Here is a 22479-nt window from a genome sequence, read left to right as displayed (position 1 = left end):
ATCGCACACATCGCACATCGCACAGCAGAAGGAATCGTCATGTCGTCCCTGCAGGATCGGGATCTGCAGGACCGGGATCTGCAGGATCTCGAACCCTATTTCACGCGGATGCCCGCCGGAAAGCGGGAGGAGCGGCCGCGCTGGTCGCGGTCGCATTTGGCCGGGCGCCTCTGCGAGCTCTCGTCCGTCCCCGGGGCCGCCCTGCTGACGGCCGCCTTCCGGCTGGTGCTGGACGCCCAGCTCGAGGGTGAGCCGGCGGCCTGGATCACGGCGACGCCGGACACCTTCTTCGCGCCGGACGCGGCGGAGAGCGGCGTGGACCTGGACGCCCTGGTGGTCATCCGCGTACCGGACGCCCGGGCCGCGGCGCGGGCGGCGGATCGGGTCCTGCGTTCGGGCGGCTTCGGCCTGGTGGTGATGGACCTGCACGCCGATTCCAGGATCCCCGTGCCCCTGCAGGTGCGCCTGGCCCGGCAGGCGCGGGACCACCATGCCGCCCTCCTGTGCCTGACCGCCAAGTCCCGCGAGGCGCCTTCGCTGGGGCCGATGGTCACCCTGAGGGGCCAGACCTCCTGCCGCCGCCTGGCGGTGGACCGTTTTCAATGCGAAGTCGAAATCCTGAAGGACAAATGTCATGGACCGGGCTGGCGCCACACCGAAATCTGCCGCGGGCCGGACGGCCTGCATTAACATCCGGGCGTTGCCGCTCCGGCTCCTGCTGAGGAGCCATCCGCAGTGGCGGGAACGGCCGGTGGCGGTGGTGGAAGAGGATAAGCCCCTGAGCCCCATCCTGTGGCTCAACGCCGCGGCCGTCAAGGGCGGGATCCGTCCGGGCATGAAGTACGCCGCGGCCCTCTCCCTGGACCGCGGCCTGTGCGCCGGGACGGTTTCGGAGGAGGAGGTGGGGGCGGCGGTCAGGCAGGTCCACGGCGCGCTGGACCGTTTCAGCCCCCGGGTGGAGCCGAGCGCGGAGGAGCCGGGGATCTTCTGGGTGGACGCGGGGGGACTGGACCGGCTCTACGCGTCGCTGGAGGACTGGGCCGGGCAGATGCACGCCGCCCTCTCCGGGCTGGAACTGCCAGCGAGCATCGCGGTCGGTTTTAGCCGCTTCGGCACCTATGCCGTCGCCAAAGCGAGGGACGCGGTGGTCGTGCTCCCCACCATGGAGGCCGAGGATGCCGAAAGCCGAAAGGTGCGGCTGCTCGATCTGCAACTCGAGCCGAAGCTGCGGGAACGGCTGGACAAGCTGGCCGTGTATACCGTGGGGGATTTCCTGGCCCTTCCCGGGGAGCGGATCGCCCGGCATCTCGGCGAGCAGGCCCGGGCCCTCTACCGCTTCGCGGCGGGAGACCGGTCCCTGCCGCTTCAGCCGCGGGGCCTTTCCGAACCGCTCCGCGCCCGGATGGAACTGGACGCGAACGAATCGGACGCCCGGGGCCTCCAGTTCCGGGTGTCCCAGCTATTGGCGCCCCTGCTGAAGGCCGCGGGCGAGAGATACCAGGCGGCCGCCGCCCTCCGGCTGGCGTTCCGGCAGGAGAACGGCACGCGCCACCGCTGCCGGGTCCAGGCGGCCGAACCGACGCTGGACGCCAGGGTCCTGCTGGAGCTGGTGGGCCTGCGCCTGGAAACGATTTCCTTCCCCTTCCCCCCGGTGGAGCTGGCCCTCGAGGTGGAGGGCGTGCCCGTCACCGCCGACAAGCTGAACCTCCTGCAGGAGAATCCGGACCGCGACACCGGCTCGGCCATGCGGGCCCTGGCGCGGGTCCGGGCCGAGTTCGGCCCCGGTTCGGTCCTCACGGCGCAACTGGCGTCGGGGCATCTCCCGGAAGCCCGTTTCGGGTGGCAGCCCTTCGGCAAGCTCGCCGCGGCCACCCCCCGGCCGGTGGCCGTACGCGCCCTGGTACGCCGCGCCCACGCCAGTCCCCGGCTCCTGGAAGGCCAGCCCGTGAACTGGCAGGCGCCTTCGGGCCCCGGCCCGCCCGGCCCGCCCCCGGAACACCTGGTCAGCGGCGGATGGTGGGTCCGGGAGGTCCGGAGGGATTACCGTTTCGTCGACACCGCGCGGGGCGAAACCCTCTGGGTCTACTACGACCACGGGAGCGGCCGCTGGTACGTCCAGGGCCGGGTGGAATGATGGCCCGTGAACGCGCGGAGCCGACGGCCTCGAACCCCACCGCCGCGCCCCGGGAACGCGCTGAGCCGGCACCCCGCACCGCGGCGGCCCCGGCGCCCTCGAACCCCACCTGCGCGCCCCGCGCCGGCGCTGGTACCGCCGCCAGCCCCTACGCGCCCCTCTGGTGCAAGAGCAATTACTCCTTCCTGGAAGGGGTCAGCCATCCCGAGGAACTGGTGGAGGCCTGCCGGCGCCTGGGCCTTTCCTCCTTGGCGCTTACCGACCGCAATGGGGTGTACGGCATCGTGCGGGCCCACGTCCGCGCCCGGGAACTGGACGTCCACCTGGTCGTGGGGTCGCAGGTCAGCCTCCGGGACGGCTCGGAGATCGTGCTGCTGGTCCAGGACCGGGAAGGCTACGCCCACCTCTGCCGGCTGCTGACCGCCGGGCACCTGCGCGGCGCCAAGGGGAACTGCCGGGTGAGCTGGGAGGAGGTGTGCCGCCACAGTCCGGGGCTGATCGCCCTGTGGATCGGCGCGTCGGGAACGACGGGCTCCGGGAACGCCAGTCCGGCTGGCATCGGGCCGGCTGTCTCCGGGAACGCCGGTCCGGCTGGCCGCGACGCCGCGTCCGCCGGCGCGTCCGGCTCGAACCTCTCGGGCCCTGCCGCCCCCTTCCCCGAACCGCTCCGCGCGGCCTTCGAAGACCGCCTGTACGTGGTCCTGGCCCGGCATCGCCGGGCGGAGGAGACCCTGAAGGAGATCCGCCTGCGGGAACTGGCGGCCCGGTTCGGCCTGCCCACCGTGGCCGCCGTGGAGGTCCTCTACCATACGCCTGGACGGCGCCCCCTGCAGGACGTGCTGACCTGCATCCGGGAGGGGGTGACCCTGCCCGCGGCCGGACGGCTCCTCCGGCCGAACGACCAGCACGCGCTCAAGGGGCCGGAGGACATGGCCCGCCTCTTCGCCGACGACCCGGCGTCCCTCGAACGGACCCGAGAGGTGGCCGCCCGCTGCACCTTCTCCCTCGGGGAACTGCGCTACCGCTACCCGCTGGAGCGCCTGCCGAAGGGCAAGACGTCCATCCAGTACCTGGAGGAGCGCACCTTCGAGGGCGCGGCCCGCCGCCTGGGCGGCAAGTTCGAAACGCAGGTCCCCCAGCTGAAGAAGGAACTCGCGCTGATCCGGGAGCTGGAGTACGAGGGGTATTTCCTGACCATGCACGAGATCGTGGAGTACTGCCGCCGCGAGCGCATCCTCTGCCAGGGCCGCGGGTCGGCGGCCAACTCCGCCGTCTGCTTCGCCCTGGGCATCACGGGCGTGGACCCCACCCAGGTGAACCTCCTCTTCGAGCGGTTCATCTCCCGGGAAAGGGCCGAGCCGCCGGACATCGACCTGGACATCGAGCACAACCGCCGGGAGGAGGTGATCCAGCACGTGTACAAGAAGTACGGGCGCACCCACGCCGCCATGGTGGCCAACGTGGTCCGCTACCGCCACCGGTCCGCCATCCGGGAGGTGGGCAAGGTCCTCGAGATCCCGGCCACCGGCCTGGACCGCCTGGCCCGGCAGGTGTCCCACGGGCACTGGGACGAGGACTTCATCCGCCAGGCCGGCCTCGACCCGGAGAACCCGGCCCTGCGCCACCTGGCCGCCCTGGTACAGGAGATCCAGGACTTCCCCCGCCACCTCTCCATCCATCCGGGGGGCTTCCTGCTGGGCCACCACCCCGTCCACGACCTGGTGCCCATCGAGAACGCCACCATGGAAGGGCGGACGGTGATCCAGTGGGACAAGGAGGACGTGGAGGACGCGGGGCTGTTCAAGGTGGACCTCCTGGGCCTGGGCGCCCTCAACCTGCTGCACCTCGGCTTCGACCTCCTGCGGCGGCACCGCCGGATGGAACTCTCTCTGGCCACGCTCCCCCGGGAGGACGACGCCACCTTCGACCTGATCTGCCGCAGCGACACGGTGGGCGTGTTCCAGATCGAGAGCCGGGCCCAGATGGCCATGCTGGGGCGCCTGAAGCCCCGCACCTACTACGACCTGGTGATCGAGATCAGCATCGTCCGCCCCGGGCCCATCACGGGCGGCATGGTCCACCCCTACCTGCGGCGGCGCAACGGCGAGGAGGAGGTCACCTATCCCCACGAAAGCCTCGTGCCCGTCCTGGAGAAGACCCTGGGCGTGCCCCTCTTCCAGGAGCAGGTGATGCAACTGGCCATGGTCGCGGCGGACTACACCCCCGGCGAGGCCGACCAACTCCGGCGGGACATGGCCGCCTGGCGGCGGTCGGGACGGATCGAGCGGCACCGGGAACGGCTGGTCTCGCGCATGATCAAAAAAGGCATCGCGGAGGAATTCGCCGAGCACGTCTTCATGCAGATCCGCGGCTTCGGCGAGTACGGCTTCCCGGAGAGCCACGCCGCCAGCTTCGCCCACATCGCCTACGCCACCGCCTACCTGCGCTGCCACTACCCGGCGGAGTTCACCTGCGCCCTGCTGAACGCCCAGCCCATGGGGTTCTACTCGCCCTCCACCATCGTCAACGACGCCCGGATACACGGGGTGGAGGTGCGGCCGGTGAGCCTGCGCCATAGCCGCTGGGACTGCACGCTGGAGGAGGTGGACGGCCGCAATGAGAGGGAGGGCGGCAGCACGGCCGGCTATCGAGGTAGGAGCGGCGCGGGCGGCCGCAAGCCCCGCCTTCCCTTCGCGGTCCGCATGGGCCTGCGCTACGTCCGCGGACTGGGGGAAGGGGACGGCGGGCGGCTGGAAGCGGCCATGGAGCAGGCCCCCTTCCGCGATATCGCCGACGTCGCCCGGCGGAGCGGCCTGAGCGCGGACAAGCTCGAGTCCCTGGCCGAGGCGGGCGCCTTCGCGTGCTTCGGCCCGTTCGGCCCGGACCGCCGCGGCGCTTTATGGCAGGTCCTGGGGACCGAAACCGGCGGGCCGCCCCCCTTGCCGCTGAAGAACCACGGCGCCCCGCCCCGCTTCCAGTCCCTGAACAGCCTGGAGACCATCCTCTGGGACCACCAGGCCGCCGGCCACAGCGTGCGGGGCCACCTCCTCAAGCCGCGCCGCGCCGAACTCGCCGCCCGGGGACTGCCCACCGCCCAGGAACTCAACGGCATGCCGGACGGCCGCTCGGTCCGTTACGTGGGCCTGGTCATCTGCCGCCAGCGCCCCGGGACCGCCCAGGGCGTCACCTTCATGACGCTGGAGGACGAGACCGGCTTCGTGAACCTGGTCATCTGGGAAAAGGTGTTCGAGCGCAACGCCCTGCTGGCCAGGACGCTGCACTGCATGGGCGTGACCGGCAACCTGCAGGTGGGCGAGGGGGTGGTCCATCTCGTGGTCGAGGCGGTCTGGGACCCGAAGCTGGAGGACCGGACGCTGCGGCTGCGGAGCCGGGATTTTCGATGAGAGTTGCAATCAGCCGACGCCATACCTGCAATCAGCTGCAATTCCAATCTGCCAACATCCACTTCGGTCGATTCACTTCGCCGGCAGGGAAGCCGCGTAATCGGCGGCGCGGGCCACCCAGGTCGCCAGGTCATCCTCGCTCGCAATGCCCGCCGGCTCCACCAGGGCCCATCCCCTCATGGTCCGTCCCGCGATGTCGGCGGGTCTGGTGTGCGGTTCGGCCAGCGTCTCCTCGTGATTCTCCCGCTCGAGCCGCACGATGAGCGATCCCTTCCAGGTCCCCACGCACATGTTGCCGTTGATCATGAAGCACACGCCGCCGAACATGTTCTTCTCGGAGTATCCGGGAAGCTGAGATAGCATGGGACGAATCCGGCCGGCCAACGCGTTATTGCTCATCCTGACCTGCCCCCTGAAAATAAAATCGCTTTCGTTCCAGTTAAACCATTACCATTCTTCAATATAGGTCGACATCGGTTACTTCAACATGGAAACGCGATGCCAACGCGATTCAAGGAGAGACGCACAGATGAACAACCTGGTCATACGCGAATGCGAACCCGAAGACGTGGAAGCCGTTTACCAGCTGGACCTGGATTGGGAATCCGAAGGGGTAACATACGGCTTCGGACCCAGTTCTCCGGACGAAATAAGGGAAGCCCTCGGTCCCTATTTGCTCTTGGCCGTTGCGGCAGGCGAAATCATCGGGTACAGCAGCGGCGAGGTACACGTCAGCCGCGACCTGTGTGTTTTCGAAGAAGGGGAGCAACACCTGGAAATACACGACTTGTACGTCAGAAAACCCTACCGGAGCGTCGGAGTCGGCGGCAAGTTAGTTAAACGCATGAAGGAGATTGCCGGGCAAAACGGCATCCGGCGGTTCCGCGTACACTCGGCCACCATGGACCTGGACCGCGTGCTCATGTTCTACCGGAATCACGGTTTCAAGACGTGGTGCCTGGAGATGTTCATATGAAGTTTGATGAAGCAACAGAAAGTCATAACTGATGTTGACTATGAAAGAAAAAGGTTCAACTTGTGACATTATTGCTCGAAACGTATACAGGAGTCGTCAATTTACCGGCATTGTTCGTGATCGCATGGTATCAATAACGACCTCTGCGCCACATCGATGTTGAACCATCCTATCGGGACTACAGTTTGATGAGATACGCTCCCGGGTTTCGATTCCTGCCCGTTTTCGCAGCCCTGTCCATGGCCTGCCTGTCGGCCTGCTTGACGAATCCGTCCGGTCCGCCGGCGCAGGACCCCACCACGATCACGCTGTCGCCGGACCGGATCGTGTTCACCGCCGTCAGCGACCATGTACGCATCGACACCACGGTTCTGGACCAGGACGGCGGGGTGCTCACCAACGCCACGGTGCATTGGCGAAGCGCGGACAATAACGTCGCCAGAGTCAGCGACCGGGGCGTGGTGACGGCCGTGGGGAACGGTACGACGCAAATCTTCGTCACGTCGGGTGACGCCAGGGCAATCGCGACGGTCTCGGTGGAGCAGACGGTGGACAGCATCGAGATCCTGCCATCCCCCATCACGCTGACGCATCCGGGCGAGACGGTCCAGTTCACGGCGGTGGTCTACGACTCGAACAACAGGATCATCCCGGGCGCGGCGGTGGTTTGGTCGAGCAACCACCCGGAAATCGTCACGGTGGACGCCACCGGCCTGGTGACGGCGGTGTCGACCGGCACGGCGCGAGTTACGGCCTCCTCGGGGAACTCGTCGGCAGACGCGACGATATACGTGGACATCGATTTACAAAGCCGTCGGAGCCACCACCACTATCTGCACCAGTAACGTCGTCAGACCGCGACGCGCTGATCAAGTTCCGCCACGTTGTAAATACCCGGTGGGTACGATCATCCTGGGAGGTGGTTCACCCTTCCCCCACCATCCCCTTCAGCCGGTCCCACTCCTGGACGTATTCGGCCAGGTGCCCGTTCTCCGGCAGTTTCGCCTTTTCTTCGAGCATGGACCGCAACAGGTCCTGTTCTTCCCGGTACTGGTCGTCGCCGAAGAACCCGGCGAAATGGGCGATGCGCAGCCAGACGAGGTAGGTCGTCACGGCGTCGTGCTGGTTGTACTGCGCGATGCGCCGGATGCCGCCGTCGAGCCAGGCCTCGGCGACGCTGTCGCCGTCGAAACCGCCCATCTTGCCCGGTATGCCGGACAGCACCGCCATCTCCTTCAGGGACGGGCGCGCCTTGCCCCACTCTCCAACGGCCGACATCAGGTCCACGTTCCACTCGCTGGCCCGCGAGAAGTAATCGTAACCTTCCCAGGGCTTGTCCGGCCGCTTGCAGAACCCGGCCGCGGTGATGCCTTTGATGATCCCCCGCTGAATCATGACCGGCAGGTCCGATCCGGTGGAATTGAACCCGACGAGTTGGGGCAGGCGGCGGCCCACGCTTTCCAGGAACCGAGACAGGATCGTGGCTTCGTCGCAGTCGTCGGGGTTGTTGGGGTCCCGGGGTTGTACGCGCAGATCGAGGGTAACGTTTCCCTGGGGGTCCTGGGTCCGGGTCACCATGGCGATGGAGACCAGGCGGGACATGGCGTACTTGAGAAAGGGCCGCGGCGTTTCTTCGGTGGCCCCGTTCATGCGCCACATCTCACGGATGACGTCGCGGACGGGCAGATCGGCCGGCAGATCGTACAGCAGGCGCCCCGCATCGGGGTCGGGCACCCATTCCGCGTCGAAGGCCCATACATCGTGTTTTACGCTTTTGAACATGATACTAAGGTAACTCCTTCCTGCCGTGCGGCCTTCCGATCGAAAGTGTGCAAAGGCAAGGCGTTCGATCGTTCGGCGGCAGCCAGTATCATAAGGTCCGAGAATCCCGGGCTGCCCGTCCCGTAACTGAACGCAGTCCGCGCGACATCGGCGCCAGTTTCAACTACCAGAACGTCCGTTGAAACCAGGTGCTCCATCACATCGGCAATCTGCTCACGTGAAAAGCCGTAAGCCCGTTCCAGGACCCAGACGAGTTCGAGGATGACTTCCCGGCAGACAAAACCGGGTTTATCGACCGTGAACGATGACACTAAATTCCGGGCGGACGCGGCCTGTGCTTCGTCGTCGCGCACCAGGAACCGAACAAGGACGTTGGTGTCCAACGCGATCATTCTTCACTGGCTCCACGGGCAACGGCCTGCTCCATCTCGTCGATGGTAACGACAGGTCCCTGGTACTTGAGCATGCCAAACAACCTGCCGATCGGTCTCACGGGCAGAATGCGTACTTCCTGGTCGCAGATCACGTAGCGAACTTTGTCCCCGGCAGATAACCCGAGCGATTCCCGAACTACCTTGGGGAGCGTTGTCTGCCCTCTGCTCGTGACACTGGATTCGATCATGATCATTCACCTCCTGCATTGTGTTTTATCATATGCATTACAATATAAAATAATACATATTTATGTCAAGAAATAAGGAAAATCAAATATAGCCTTGCAAAAGTAGGGTAGTTTCCGAAATCCGCGGGACACCGCGGGGTCTGGTCAGGGATCAACGTCGTGACGGGTTCCGATGCGCTCATCCGTGGCAAGGAACAGCGCGTCCCGCTCGTCCTGCGGTACGTACGTACCCGGACGGCCCGCCGAACGCATGGCCGCGCGCAGCGGAGCGAGATCCTGTTCGTGGAAGTGTGCCAGAAAACGGATGTTCCGCTGGACTTCCGACGCGCCGAGGCGGGCGACGGGTTTCTCCAGCAGGCCGTGGGTCAGGGGCACGAGGGCGTCGGGGCCGGCGCCGGACAGGAAGCGTTCGAGGGAGGCAACGACCTCGGTCGGCACCTGGCGGAATCCGGTCAGTCGGGAACCCCGGATCCGTTCGTGGGGCGGGAGATGCCGGACCGGTTCGATATGCCCGATCAGCTTCAGTACGTAGACCAGCGCGTCGAAGGCGGCCAGGGCGCGCCGCCGCGACTTGAACACGCCATACCACTTGAGGTCCAGTTCCTTCCAAGCATCCACATGGGTCGTGAAGCAGAGCAGGACCTGCTTCTCCGTGCCGCCCAGGCCGAGGGCCGGGTACAGGAAGTCCCAGGTGCCGTCCTCGTTGTACGGCGGCCGCAGCTTGCGGATCAGTTCGTTCTCGAGCAGCAGGGCCTCGCGTTCCGATTCCCGCGGCATGATCACCAGGGTGCTCGCCTCCCGGACCAGCGTCCGCATCTTGCGGTGCACCTTGCGGCGCGAAGCGTTTCGGTACTGCTGGAGGCGCCGCCTTATGTTCCCGGCCTTTCCGACGTAGAGTACGGTGCCCTCCCCGTCCTTGAACAGGTAGACCGCCGGCGTCATGGGCGATTCATCGATGAGGCGCTCGCCGAATTTCCGGTCGAACTGGCGCATGGTGTAGTCGTATCTACAATGTATCTACAGCGCATCTACGTTGCATGTAGGCCTGACGACAGTTATAATATACCCTTGTATACCGCATCGACATCCCAAATCCCTCATTTTCCACGAATATCCCGCGCACCGACCGGAGAGCCCGACCATGACCGCGGAAAAACTGATCATCGATTACGTCAACGACCAGGACGACGACCTGTCCCGGATGGCCATGGACATCTGGGACCATCCGCAGATCGCCATGCAGGAGACCTACGCGTCGAAACTGCAGGCAAAGGATCTGGAAGCGGACGGCTTTACCATCGAGTGGGGCGCCGGGGGGATGGAAACGGCCTTCGTCGCCACCTGGGGTTCGGGAGATCCCATCATCGGGTTCCTGGGCGAGTACGATGCACTGCTCGGCCTGTCCCAGACGGTTTCCGCTGAGCGGGAGGCCATCGAACCGGGTGGCCCCGGACACGGCTGCGGGCACAACCTCTTCGGCACGGCGTGCCTGGGTTCGGTAAAGGCCCTGAAGCGCGCGATGGAACGGGACGGCATCGCCGGCACGATCCGGTACTACGGCTGTCCCGCGGAAGAACAGGTGGTGGGCAAGGTGCTCATGGCGTGCGACGGTGTCTTCGACGACTTGGACGCCGCCATCACCTGGCATCCCGGCGCAACGAACCTGGTCTGGAACGGTTCGTCGCTCGCGCTCAACTCCTTCAAGGTGAACTTCCACGGCGTGGCCGCCCACGCCTCGGCCATGCCGCACCAGGGACGCAGCGCCCTCGACGGCGTGATGCTGATGGACGTGGGCATGAATTACCTCCGGGAGCACGTGATCCCGGAGGCCCGCATCCACAGCGTGGTAACGAGCGGCGGGGAAGCGCCGAACGTGGTGCCGGCCTTTGCCCAGGTGTGGTACTACATCCGGTCGCCGAAACGCGCCGAGGTGGACGAGATGTACGAACGGGTGCTCGACATCGCGAAGGGTGCCGCGCTGATGAGCGGCACGACCCACGATATCGAGTTCATCGGGGGCGCCTACGAGGTCCTGCCGAACGGCACGATCTCCGACCTGATGCTGAAGAACATGCAGGCCGTGAACGATCTCGCCTTCACCGCCGAGGAGCGGCGCTTCGCCCGGCAGCTCCAGGCGACTTTTCCCGAGAACGCGGTCCGGTCGGCCTACGAGCGGATGGAGAAATCGACGGTCAAGGATTCCATTGCCGAAAGCATCGAGAATCCCCTCTGGACGCAGGTGCTTCCCCATACCGATACCCCGCCGCACGTGGAAGGTTCGACGGACGTGGGCGATGTGAGCTGGATCGCGCCCACGGGGCAGCTCACGACCTGCTGCTGGCCCCTGGGCACGCCGGCCCACAGCTGGCAGATGGTGGCCTCCTCCGGTTCAAGCATCGGCAGCAGGGGCATGCTCTTCGCGGCCAAGGCCCTGGCGCTGACGGGCCTGGACCTGTTGCGGGACCCGGAACTGCTCAAGCGCGCCAACGAGGAATTCGACGAGGCGCGGGACGGCAAAACGTACAAGAGCGCGCTGCCTGAGGCGTAGTGTATCTTCTGACGAGCGAGGGAGGATGCGCGAGGACCAGATGACAAGTACCATTCCGAAGGTCGCCATGCCCCCGAAGCCGAAGGTCGCCATGCCCCCGGACGCCGGCGAACGGTACCGGCGAGACGGCTTCTTTTTTTCACCGCCCATCATTCCGACGGATCTGATCGAACGCGTGACCGCCCGTATGGACGCGGTCATGGACGGCGTCTACGAGACCGGGGAACCTCCGCGCCGATCATGGAACCCTGGCGACGACCCGAAGCGCATCCGCAAGATCGACCAGGCGCACCTGTCGGACCGGACCATCTACGAACTGGCCTCGCATCCCGCCATCGGGCACTGGGCGGCCGCCCTGCTGGGAGCGAAACGTGTCCAGCTGTGGGCGTCGCAGATGCTATACAAGCCGCCGGTCGGATCGGACGGCGGGGTGACCGGCAACGTCGGCTGGCACCAGGACAAGCAGTACTGGCGGTACATGGAGGGCGAGCTGTTCACGGCCTGGGTCGCCGTGAGCGACGTGACGGGGGCGTCCGGCCCCATGCGCTTCCTGCGGGGCTCGCACCGGTGGGGGCTGCTGGACAGCGGCGACTTCTTCGGCCACGACCACGAAGCGCAGCAGAAGGACATCCCCGTACCCGAGGGAGAAAGCTGGGAGGAGGTCAAAGCGGTCCTGCCTCCCGGCGCGGTCAGTTTCCACGACCGCCACACCTACCACGCCAGCGGGCCGAACGTATCGGACGCGCCGCGCCGCAGCTTTGCCTTTCACCTGCGGACGGAGAACACCAGGCCGGTGGAGGGCCGCACCGACTACTACGTGCAGCACCTGGACGATCCCGCGTATTGCCCGGTGCTGTATGAGGCGTGATTCAACAAGGAGCCACCGTTATGAGCGAAGTGTTGGACGCCGTCTTTATTTTCCCATTGATGCTCGTGGGCATGTTTCTCTTCATCACGGGCCTGCTCGCCATGGCCGGCGGCAATAACATGGAACGTATCGGCCTATCCACCCCCAGGCGCGGCAAGATCGCCATGGCCGTGGGCGTGGTCATAAACACCATCGGGATTACCTTGCTGACCTGACGTTTCTCCGTACCCCATAGTCTCAACATCGGGCCAGCATCATGAGCGTGTTGTTGATCGCCGCAGGGATATACCTGTTCGTATCGGGCGTGATTGTTTGGGCCGGCGGCCGAACGGTGGAACGAATCGGACTCACCACCCGGAACAGGGGCTTGATCGCGCTCATCCTGGGCACCGTACTGCTGATCTACGCCATAGCCTACTAGCCACTGTCAGCGATCGAGAAATCCGGTGCGGGGATCGCACTCAACACTTGATTGTAACAAAGAAATCGACTTCCTTCATAAGTATAGCACTTTCCTTCGCCGGACCGTGAGCCGTATGCGTGACATTTCACCGGAAACGCGACGGTCCGACGGAAGTATGAATCACAAGATCAGAAATCCATGGCCAACGACCTCTTCCATCCCGCCGTGGCCGCCTGGTTCGAGGACCGGTTCGACGAGCCGTCCGACATCCAGAAGCGCGCCTGGCCGGTCATCAAGCAGCGGCAAAACACGCTGATCGCGGCGCCCACGGGTTCCGGCAAGACGCTGGCGGCCTTCCTGTCCTCCATCGACGACCTGGTGCGGCAGGGCCAGTATGGTACGCTGCCCGAGGGCACGCAGATCGTCTACGTGTCCCCCCTGAAGGCCCTCAGCAACGACATCCACGCCAACCTGCAGGTCCCGCTGAAGGGCATCCAGGCGATCCTCAAGGAGCGCGGCCGGCCCGACGTGCCCATCCGCGTGGCGGTCCGCACGGGCGACACGCCCACGAGCGAGCGAGCCGCCATGACGAAGCATCCGCCCCACATCCTGGTGACGACGCCGGAAAGCCTGTACCTGCTGCTCACGAGCGCGGGCGGGCGCCGGATCCTGCCGAACGTGCACACGCTCATCATCGACGAGATCCACGCGCTGGTGGGCAACAAGCGGGGGTCGCACCTTGCCCTGTCGGTGGAGCGGCTGGAACGGCTTGCCACCGGTCGGCTCACGCGCATCGGCATATCGGCCACGCAGAAACCCATCGACCGGATCGCCCACTTCCTCGCCGGCGCGGGCTACGCGAAGGGCAAGGGCTGCAAGATCCTCAATACCGGGCATCGGCGCAAACTCGAGCTGAAGATCGAAGTCCCCCGTTCCCCCCTCGGCGCCGTCATGTCGAACGAGGTGTGGGAGGAAGTGTACGAACGCCTCGAGGAGCTCATCCTGCGGCACCGGACGACCCTGGTCTTCGTCACCACGCGGAGCATGTCGGAGCGGCTGGCCCGCCACCTGAGCGAACGGCTGGGTACAGAAAACGTCACCTCCCACCACGGCAGCATGTCGAAGGAGCACCGGCACGACGCCGAACAACGGCTCAAGGCCGGCGCGCTTAAGGCCCTCGTAGCCACGGCCTCCCTGGAACTGGGGATCGATATCGGATCCGTGGACCTCGTCTGCCAGATCGGCTCCCCCAAGGCGATCGCGACGCTCATCCAGCGGGTGGGCAGGTCGGGACACACGATCACGGGCACGCCGAAGGGCCGCCTGTTCCCCCTGACGCGCGACGAGCTCGTTGAGGCGGCCGCGATCATGGATTCGGTGCGGCGGGGCGAGCTGGACCGGATCATCATCCCCGACCAGCCCCTCGACGTGCTGGCCCAGCAGATCATCGCGGAGGTGGCCAACTGCGATTTCAGCGAGGACGAACTGTACCACCTGGTGCGAAAGGCCTATCCCTACCGCGGTCTGTCCCGGGAGGAATTCGACGGCGTCGTGTCCATGCTGGCCGAAGGCTATACGCCGCGACGGGGCCGCAAGCACGCCTACATCCAGCGGGACCTGATGAATGGTACGGTCAGGGGCCGCAAGGGGGCCCGGATCAACGCGCTGATGTCGGGCGGGACGATTCCCGACCAGTTCGACTACGACGTGATCATGGAGCCCACGGAGACCTTCATCGGCACGCTGAACGAGGACTTCGCCATCGAGAGCACGGCCGGGGACATCGTGCAACTGGGGAACAACTCGTGGCGCATCCTGCGCGTGGAGAAGGGCAAGATCCGCGTGGAGGACGCCCAGGGCTTGCCCCCCACCATGCCCTTCTGGTTCGGCGAAGCGCCGGGTAGGACGGTCGAGCTTTCCGCTTCGCTGTCGCGGCTGAGGGAAGAGGTCGCGAGCCGGATGGACGTGGGAACGGAGAAAGGGAAGCTCGACCCGGAATGGAAGCGGGAGGCCGAGGACTGGCTGATGGAATCCGCGGGCGTCTCCCACGTGGCCGCGACGCAGATCGCGGAATACCTCGGCGCGGCCAAGGCGGCCCTCGGCGTCATCCCCTCGCAGAAAGACCTGGTGGCGGAACGGTTCTTCGACGAGGCCGGCGACATGCACCTGGTGCTCCACAGCTCCTTCGGCAGCCGGGTCAACCGGGCCTGGGGACTTGCCCTGCGCAAGCGTTTCTGCCGGACCTTCAACTTCGAGCTGCAGGCCGCGGCGAACGAGGATTCCATCATCCTTTCCCTGGGCGCCACCCACAGCTTCCCCCTGGACGACGTCTTCAGCTACCTCAACGCCAAGACGGTCCGGGAGGTCCTGGTCCAGGCCCTCCTCGACGCGCCCATGTTCGAGGTGCGCTGGCGCTGGAACGCGTCGACCGCCCTGGCCGTGCTGCGGCGCAGGGGCGGGGACCGGGTGCCGCCACAGATACAGCGGTCCGTGGCCGAGGACCTGATCGCCCAGGTGTTCCCCGACCAGATCGCGTGCCTGGAGAACATCGCGGGCGACCGGGAGGTGCCGGACCATCCCCTGGTCAGCCAGACGATCGAGGACTGCCTGCACGAGGCCATGGACGTCGAAACGCTCGAGTCGGTCCTGAAAACGATGAAGTCAGGAGACATGAACGTGCACGCGCGGGACCTCCGCGAGCCCTCGCCCATGGCCGAGGAGATCCTCAACGCCCGGCCCTATGCCTTCCTGGACGACGCGCCCCTCGAGGAGCGGCGGACCAACGCCGTTCGGAACCGACGCTGGCTCGACCCCGCGGTCGCCGGCGACCTGGGACGCCTGGACCCCGAGGCCATCGACACCGTGCGTGGCGACGCCTGGCCCGAGGTGCGCAGTCCCGACGAACTCCACGACGCTCTGGTGCTCGCGGGGTACGTCACGGACGAAGAGGGGCGAAAGGGCGATCAGTTCGGCAGCTGGACGGAGTTTTACGCCGTATTGGAAGGCGACCGCCGGGCCGCCACGCTCGTGACGGAGGGCGGAAAGCGCCTGTGGACGCCCCTGGAACGCCGCATCCATTTCGAGGGGGTGCACCCGCGGGGGCGGTTCGAACCTGAGGAGGGCATCCCGGACGACGTGAGAAGCAACCTGGAGAAGGGTTTTCAGGCCGCGGCCAGGCAGGCCAGGCCGGCTGAGCCGACCGCCGATGATGCATCTGAGGTCGGCGCAACCGCCACTGACGCAACCGCCACTGACGCAACCGTCGCTGACGCATCTGCCACGGAGAAGCACGGGCTGGAAGAATTCGCGCTGGTCGAACTGATACGGGGCAGGCTGGAGACGTTGGGACCGGTTACGGCGGCCGGACTGGCCGGGTCCATCGACCTGCCCGTCGGCAAGGTCGATCAGGCGCTGATCGCCCTGGAGCAGGAAGGTTTTGTCTTCAGGGGACAGTTCTCGCCGGACGCGGACGTGCTGGAATGGTGCGAGCGCCGTCTGCTGGCGCGGATCCACCGCTTCACGATCACCAAACTGCGCCGGGAGATCCAGCCCGTTTCACCCGCCGACTTCATGCAGTTCCTCTTCACCTGGCATCACCTGGCGCCCGACACCCGGCTCAAGGGGGCCGACGCCGTGACGGCCGTGCTGCGCATGCTGGAAGGCGTGGAAGCCCCGGCCGCGGCCTGGGAGAGCGAGATCCTGCCGTCCCGCGTCACCGACTACGATTACGCCTGGCTTGACAACCTGTGCCTTTCCGGCAAGTATGCCTGGGGACGGCTTCGTCCCCACCGGTCGAACGGTGAGCACGGAAAGACGGCCGGTCCGATCCGGTCTACGCCCATCGCCATCGTGGACCGCATGAACCGTTCGCTGTGGATGTCCCTGAGCGGCGCGGCCGGCGAAGAAGACCTTCCGCTTTCCACCTACGCGAAGACGGTGCTGGAACTGATGACCCGGCATGGCGCGGTGTTTTTCGACGACATCACCTCGCAGTCGGGCCTCCTCCGGACCCACGCCGAGGAAGCCGTGGCGGAGCTGGTATCGGCGGGGATGGCGACCTCCGACAGTTTCGCGGGCCTCCGGGCTCTGCTGGTGCCGTCGCGTCACCGGGAGTCCCGGCGGGGACGGGAACGCCGGAATCCCTTCGACCTGTCGACGGCGGGACGGTGGGGTCTGACTGCCAGGACGCCGGTGGAAGACCGCACGGAAGAGGATCTCGAGGCCTACGCCCGCGTCGCGCTCGCCCGGTACGGCGTGGTGTTCCGCCGCCTCACGGAGCGTGAGAACACCTCGCCGCCGTGGCGGGACCTGGTGCGTGTGCTGCGGCGGATGGAAGCCCGGGGAGAGATCCGCGGCGGCCGGTTCGTGAACGGCGTCTGGGGCGAGCAGTACGCCCTGGGCGAAGCGGTGACCCTGCTGCGCAGCATCCGGCGCAAGGAGAAACAGGGCACGCTCGTGGCCATCAGCGCCGCCGACCCCCTGAACCTGGTCGGCATCATCACGCCCGGGCGGCGCGTTCCCGGCATTACGACCAACCGGATCCTCTACCGGGACGGTGAACCGATCCTGATCATGGAAGGCGGCGAAATCAAGGAGACGTCCCCGGTGGCGGCCGAAGATCAGTGGGCGCTGCGGCAGGAACTGGTCAAACGGGATTTCCCGCCGAAGCTGAAGGCCTATCTGAGCGGCCGCCGGACCCGTGAAAAGGCCGGCGCGCAAAAGGCATAGCACGTGCCGGTCACGGGCGACATGCATGAAGAAGATCGTCTTAATCCTTCTGGCTACCGCAGTCTCGTTGTCGGCAACCGGCAAGGGATTCGCCCAGGTCCCCGAAAAGCGCATGTCGATCAGCCTGGGTGGCGGAAGGAGTATTCCTTCAGGCGGTTTTGCGGACGGAAAGACCAGAGGATCCCTGTTCCTCCTGGGGATGACGGTACGCGTTTCCGAGTCCGTTCATCTCGCGTTCAACGGCTATGACAACCTCTTTTCCGTCAAACGGGGCCAACACGACCGGGACCGCTTGAGTGACGATGCGCTGCAGCGACTTGGTCCGCACGTGGATGCCAACGTGAGCCTGGAAGGCGCCAACTTCGGGTTGATGTACAAAACCTCCACTTCCCCCGCGGCCGTATACGGGTTGGGCGGCATCGGCTACTCCAGGGCAATCGACCGGTTCTTCGGTACCGTACGCGGCACGAAGCTGACCGCGTTCAGTACAGAGACTTCATTCAGCATCCTCATCGGCGGCGGCGTGCATGTGCCGATGACGTCCACGGTCGGCCTGGCGCTGGACGTCCGGTACATTCGCGCGTTCAACGACCGGAACATCCAGTGGATGCCCGTAGCCTTGTCCATTGTATTCAGTTTCTGGAAGGTGGAACCGGGTTAGACGCTTTTCCCAGCCGAACCTCCCGCCGGTCCGCTCCACCTGACGGGGCGCACCGCCGAAGCCACTGGCGGCCCCTTCAGCCCGTCGCATTCAGGCTTCCATCATGGTCTTCATGGCTTCCATCAACTGCGCGGGCGAGGCCGTTCCCGTGCCGCCCAGTTGACGGATTGTGACCGAAGCCGCGAGGTTGCCGACCAGGCCGGCCTCCATGGGCGTCGCGCCGGCGGCCAGCGAGGCCACGATCCCGGCCGTGACGCTGTCTCCCGCCCCGACGGTGTCCACGAGTCCCGGAACGCGTATGCCAGGCACATGCCGGCTGTCCTCGTCGTCAATCAGCAGCAGGCCCTCCGCGCCGAGGGTGATATAAACCGGCCGGGCCGTTCCTTCCCCGCCGCCGGTGCTGGTATCAAAAAGGCCACTTCCCCACCTTTCCGCCGCCGCCAGATCGGCCGTTTCTTTCTGGTCTTCGTCTGCGTTCCCCGCGGCCCCTCGGACCTCGTCCCGGTTTCCCTTGCGGATGACGTGGCGGAAATCGCCGATGCGTTCGCGCGAATCCGCCAGGATGACCTTGTCCGGCAGGGTCCTGCCCAGGTTGCCGATCGCTTCCCGGACCCGGTCCGTGACCACTCCGGTGTTGCGCCGTCCCACCTGGTCCAGGACCGCCACCCCGTCCACCCTGGGCGCCATGTCTTCCAGAAATTCGACCAGCCGCTCTTCCAGGACCCGCGGCGTGGGCGTCCGGTTCTGTATGTCGATGCGGTTCGATTCCCTCTCTCTTCCCGGCTTCCGGTTCATGGGCTTGATGTAGGTAGGCGTGAACCGGTCCGGGGATTCGAACAGTCCGTCGAGGCGGACCCCCATTGCCGCCAGTCCCTGCCTGAGTTCGTAACCCTCCCCGTCGTCGCCCGTGACCCCAACGGCGAGCAAGTGTCCGACACCCAGGGCATGCAGGTTGGCCATGACCGTGCCCGCGGCGCCGGGCATGCAGCGTCTGGCCACGACCTGGCGCGCGGCCAGCCCCGTCTCCAGGGACGGTTCGTCCAGTGCCGGATCGAGGACCAGGTACTTGTCCAGGAAGAAGTCGCCGACGACCATGATGGACAGGCCGGCGAAGCGGGACAGCAGGCTTTCGAGACGGTGTGGAGTCATCTCTGGCAATGTATGATCCAGCGGACGTAAATAAAAGTAATTACAGTAAATAAACATGCTTGGTAGGGTGCTTTTCCTTGATTTTCGGGCTCATAAAGTGTACCTTCGCGAACTGGAGCGAGCCGCGATTTCCTCACACTGTACAAGGACTTCAAATCGCATTCGAGGCAGTGAAGCGTTACGGATGCATCCACTTTATTGATATATGACCGGTTCCGTTCATTCCTCAAGTCGGCACGCCCCGCAGCAAGGTCCCAAAGGAAGTTACATGCGCCTGGCCGATCCCCTGCCGGATCAGATTCAGAAAAAGCTCTACCCCGTACTGGAAACCGACGAAGAAATCCACATCACCCTGGAATCGGACCTGGACGCGAAAGGCCGGTTCCAGCCCTCCTGGCTCATCGTAACCGACCGACGCGTCATGGCCCTGGAACTCAACGGCGCCGGCGACGACATCGCCGTGCCGCTGGAGGACCTGACCAGGGTGGCGGTGGAACCCCTGGTAGGCGGCTCCTGCCTGGAAGTCTACACGGCAGAAGACACGATTCCGCTGATTCGCTATTCCCAGAGCCGCGTAGACGTCTTCAACGAGGCGCAGCGCGGCATCGAGCAGCACATCGAGGAAAAGCCGTTTCAGGTCAAGACGGAATTCCCCCGGGTGGTCTGCGACACCTGCGGCAGGCGTCTGCCCACCCGGGACGGGCTGTGTCCCGCCTGCGTCAGCAAGTGGGGCATGCTCAAGCGGATCTGCTCCTACCTGGGCGCCCACCGGACCAGGGCCATCGCCATGGTGGCGCTGTTCGCCGTGCTCAGCGTGGCGGAACTCCTCCCGCCCAAGATAACGCAGCTCATCATCGACGACGCTTTCGAGAACGGCGACAAGGAGTTGCTGTTCTGGTTCGTCGCGGCCATGGCCGGCCTGCTCGTACTCCGCTGGCTGGGCGAGATGGCGAACGGCTGGCTGACGGCCTGGGTGGGCGCCCGCGTGGTGGCGGATATCCGGGCCCAGGTGTACCATCACGTCGAATACCTTTCGCTGGGGTTCCACGACAAGCAGAAGACGGGCGGCCTGCTTTCGCGCGTGACGCGGGACACCCGGAACGTGCGCAGCTTCCTGGTGGACGGCCTGCCCTTCCTCATCCTCCGCTGGATGACAACGCTCGGGATCATCGGCATGCTGTTCTACACCAACTGGGTGCTTACGCTCTACATCCTCATCCCCGTGCCGCTCATCGTCATATGGGGCCGGGTCCTCTACCGGAGGTTGCGGACCTACTACACCCGGATGTGGCGCCAGTGGGAAGGGTTCTTCACCCACATTCAGGAATCCCTTTCGGGCATTCGTATCGTCAAGGCCTTCGCCCAGGAGAACAGGGAGGTCGGCCGGTTCAGACGCAACGCGAGGGACATGTTCGCCCTGGAGTACTGGACCGAGAAACAGTGGATCTACTACTTCTCCACCATGGGCCTGCTGAACTTCCTGGGCTTTGTCGTGGTGTGGCTGGTGGGAGGCGGGCAGGTGCTCGGACAGGAACTCACCCTGGGCGAGTTGATACTGTTCTACTTCTACCTGCAGATGTTCTACGGTCCGCTGCGGTGGCTCGGCCGGGTCAACAGCTGGATGACGCGGGCCATGAGCGCCGCCGAACGAGTCTTCGAGCTCATCGACATGGAACCGGAGAATTACGAAGACAAGAACGCGAAGCAGATGCTGCAGACGCGGGGCGAGATCAAGTTCCAGGACGTGACGTTCGGGTACGACGCCGCGCTGCCGGTGCTGCGGGACGTCAATCTACATATCCGGCCCGGCGAAATGATCGGGCTGGTCGGCAAGTCGGGCGCCGGGAAGAGTACGACCATAAACCTCATCTGCCGGTTCTACGACGTGAACTACGGTTCGATCACGCTGGACGGCGTGGACCTGCGGGACATCCGGCTCGAAGACCTGCGGGGCCATATCGGCGTCGTCCTGCAGGAACCGATCCTTTTCAACGGGACGATCCGGGAGAACATCGCCTACGGAAAGCCCGCCGCGAGTTTCGAGGACATCATGGCGGCGGCCCGGGCGGCCAACGCCCACAACTTCATCCTCGCGAAGCCCGATGGATACGATACGATTCTCGGGGATAAGGGCACGGGGCTGTCGGGCGGCGAGAAGCAGCGCGTATCCATCGCCCGGGCGATCCTCCACGACCCCCGCATCCTGATCCTGGACGAGGCGACGTCCTCGGTGGACGCCGAGACGGAGAAACAGCTCCAGGAAGCCATCGCGCGGTTGATCAAGGGGCGCACGACGATCGCCATCGCCCATCGCCTGTCCACGCTGCGGGACGCCGACCGGCTGGTGGTGCTGGAGCAGGGCCGGGTCGTCGAGGAAGGCACCCACGAAGAACTGATCGCGAACCGGGGCCATTTCCATCACCTGGTGCGGCTGCAGAAAGCCACGTCCGAGATCATGGAGGTGGCATGACCGACACCGCGACCACCTACCAGGAGAGGATGCCCGACGCGCTGGCCGACCGATGCCGGGAGGCGCTGCGCGAAGGAGAGTCCGTCCGCATCGCCGCGGCGACCGACCTGACGGAAGACCTGCGCTTCGAGGAACGCTGGCTCCTGGTGACGGACCAGCGCGTGTTACGGTTCGATTCGAACGGGGCAGGCATGGGAAACGGGGACGCGTCCATCGAGTTGTCCGATGCCAAGAGCGCCGCCGTGGAAGAACTGGTCGGCTCGGGCCGGATCAACGTGGTGATCGGGAACGAAGAGGTCGAGGTCATCCGCTACACCCCGTCCCAGCGCGCCAAGTTCGCGCGGATCGCCCGGGGTATCGACCAGCTCATCAAGGATGACCCGGTCGACATGCAGGGGGAGGTGGACAAGACCCGGTGCGACCGGTGCGGACGACTCCTGCCCGAGCCGAACGGGATCTGTTCGGCATGTACCAACCGGCTCGCGATGATGCGGCGGATCGCCCGATACGCCGTGCCCTTCAAGGCCAAACTCGCGCTGATGGTCTTCCTGTCGCTCCTGTTCACCCTGGCCGAACTCGCTCCGCCTTACATCATGCGGCTTATCATCGACGTACTCGAGGACCCGGTCGCGGGGGGGGGGGCGGCCCCCCCCGCCCCCCCCCCCCCCGGGCCCCGCGGGGCGGGGCGGGGGCGGGCGGCGGGGCGCGGGGGGCGGCGGGGGGGGGGGAGGCGT

The 22479-nt window shown here is 65.7% G+C and carries 18 protein-coding genes; 11 read left to right on the top strand and 7 right to left on the bottom strand.

Features of this window, described 5'->3' with window-relative positions:
• The first annotated feature begins 39 nt into the window (after positions 1–39).
• The 3 genes from F4Y38_10270 to dnaE are packed head-to-tail and all read left to right on the top strand — an operon-like array spanning position 40 to position 5538.
• Positions 40–690: a recombinase A gene (locus tag F4Y38_10270; GenBank protein ID MXY49658.1), complete on the top strand. Its 651-nt coding sequence runs from the start codon at positions 40–42 to the stop codon at positions 688–690.
• On the top strand, positions 635–2134 hold the full coding sequence (locus F4Y38_10265) for a DNA polymerase Y family protein (protein MXY49657.1): 1500 nt from the start codon (positions 635–637) through the stop codon (positions 2132–2134). The genes F4Y38_10270 and F4Y38_10265 overlap by 56 nt, the downstream gene beginning before the upstream one ends.
• On the top strand, positions 2134–5538 hold the full coding sequence (gene dnaE / locus F4Y38_10260) for a DNA polymerase III subunit alpha (GenBank protein ID MXY49656.1): 3405 nt from the start codon (positions 2134–2136) through the stop codon (positions 5536–5538). The genes F4Y38_10265 and dnaE overlap by 1 nt, the downstream gene beginning before the upstream one ends.
• Before the next feature lie 72 nt (positions 5539–5610).
• Here the strand turns inward: dnaE and F4Y38_10255 are convergent, their stop codons facing one another.
• The gene (locus tag F4Y38_10255; GenBank protein ID MXY49655.1) at positions 5611–5937 is read right to left on the bottom strand and encodes a TfoX/Sxy family protein; all 327 of its coding nucleotides are present in this window, start codon (positions 5935–5937) and stop codon (positions 5611–5613) included.
• Positions 5938–6025: 88 nt separating this feature from the next.
• Between F4Y38_10255 and F4Y38_10250 the strand changes: the two genes are divergently transcribed.
• Together F4Y38_10250 and F4Y38_10245 are read left to right on the top strand one after the other, a co-directional pair.
• Positions 6026–6514 (top strand): GNAT family N-acetyltransferase, encoded by a 489-nt coding sequence (locus tag F4Y38_10250; protein MXY49654.1) that lies wholly within the window; start codon positions 6026–6028, stop codon positions 6512–6514.
• Between the two features lie 188 nt (positions 6515–6702).
• Positions 6703–7359, top strand: a complete 657-nt coding sequence (locus tag F4Y38_10245; GenBank protein MXY49653.1) for an Ig-like domain-containing protein — start codon at positions 6703–6705, stop codon at positions 7357–7359.
• A 79-nt stretch (positions 7360–7438) separates the two neighbouring features.
• Here the strand turns inward: F4Y38_10245 and F4Y38_10240 are convergent, their stop codons facing one another.
• From F4Y38_10240 to F4Y38_10225, 4 genes are all read right to left on the bottom strand, one after another.
• The gene (locus F4Y38_10240) at positions 7439–8296 is read right to left on the bottom strand and encodes a hypothetical protein (GenBank protein MXY49652.1); all 858 of its coding nucleotides are present in this window, start codon (positions 8294–8296) and stop codon (positions 7439–7441) included.
• Complete coding sequence (locus F4Y38_10235) at positions 8281–8688, bottom strand: type II toxin-antitoxin system VapC family toxin (GenBank protein MXY49651.1); 408 nt, start codon at positions 8686–8688, stop codon at positions 8281–8283. Before F4Y38_10235 ends, F4Y38_10240 begins: the two co-directional genes overlap by 16 nt.
• Positions 8685–8918, bottom strand: a complete 234-nt coding sequence (locus F4Y38_10230; protein MXY49650.1) for an AbrB family transcriptional regulator — start codon at positions 8916–8918, stop codon at positions 8685–8687. The genes F4Y38_10235 and F4Y38_10230 overlap by 4 nt, the downstream gene beginning before the upstream one ends.
• Before the next feature lie 144 nt (positions 8919–9062).
• On the bottom strand, positions 9063–9911 hold the full coding sequence (locus F4Y38_10225; protein MXY49649.1) for a hypothetical protein: 849 nt from the start codon (positions 9909–9911) through the stop codon (positions 9063–9065).
• Between the two features lie 148 nt (positions 9912–10059).
• Here F4Y38_10225 and F4Y38_10220 point away from each other — a divergent pair, with 148 nt between their 5' ends.
• From F4Y38_10220 to F4Y38_10200, 5 genes are all read left to right on the top strand, one after another.
• Entirely contained in the window at positions 10060–11466 is a 1407-nt protein-coding gene (locus F4Y38_10220) for an amidohydrolase (GenBank protein MXY49648.1), read from the top strand.
• 25 nt (positions 11467–11491) lie between these two features.
• Positions 11492–12334, top strand: coding sequence for a phytanoyl-CoA dioxygenase family protein (locus F4Y38_10215; GenBank protein MXY49647.1), 843 nt, complete (start codon positions 11492–11494; stop codon positions 12332–12334).
• A gap of 20 nt (positions 12335–12354) precedes the next feature.
• Positions 12355–12549, top strand: coding sequence for a hypothetical protein (locus F4Y38_10210; GenBank protein MXY49646.1), 195 nt, complete (start codon positions 12355–12357; stop codon positions 12547–12549).
• Positions 12550–12935: 386 nt separating this feature from the next.
• On the top strand, positions 12936–17465 hold the full coding sequence (locus tag F4Y38_10205) for a DEAD/DEAH box helicase (GenBank protein MXY49645.1): 4530 nt from the start codon (positions 12936–12938) through the stop codon (positions 17463–17465).
• 25 nt (positions 17466–17490) lie between these two features.
• Positions 17491–18126: a hypothetical protein gene (locus tag F4Y38_10200; protein ID MXY49644.1), complete on the top strand. Its 636-nt coding sequence runs from the start codon at positions 17491–17493 to the stop codon at positions 18124–18126.
• A gap of 90 nt (positions 18127–18216) precedes the next feature.
• Here the strand turns inward: F4Y38_10200 and F4Y38_10195 are convergent, their stop codons facing one another.
• Positions 18217–19275 (bottom strand): carbohydrate kinase, encoded by a 1059-nt coding sequence (locus F4Y38_10195; protein ID MXY49643.1) that lies wholly within the window; start codon positions 19273–19275, stop codon positions 18217–18219.
• A 205-nt stretch (positions 19276–19480) separates the two neighbouring features.
• Between F4Y38_10195 and F4Y38_10190 the strand changes: the two genes are divergently transcribed.
• Positions 19481–21745 (top strand): ABC transporter ATP-binding protein, encoded by a 2265-nt coding sequence (locus F4Y38_10190; protein ID MXY49642.1) that lies wholly within the window; start codon positions 19481–19483, stop codon positions 21743–21745.
• Positions 21746–21909: 164 nt separating this feature from the next.
• Here the strand turns inward: F4Y38_10190 and F4Y38_10185 are convergent.
• Positions 21910–22479, bottom strand: a 570-nt coding sequence (locus F4Y38_10185) for a hypothetical protein (protein MXY49641.1), incomplete at its 5' end; no start/stop codon positions are given.

Source organism: Gemmatimonadota bacterium, from assembly GCA_009838645.1.
Taxonomy (GTDB): Bacteria; JAAXHH01; JAAXHH01; order JAAXHH01; family JAAXHH01; genus JAAXHH01.
This window is presented reverse-complemented; position numbering and strand designations above follow the sequence as displayed.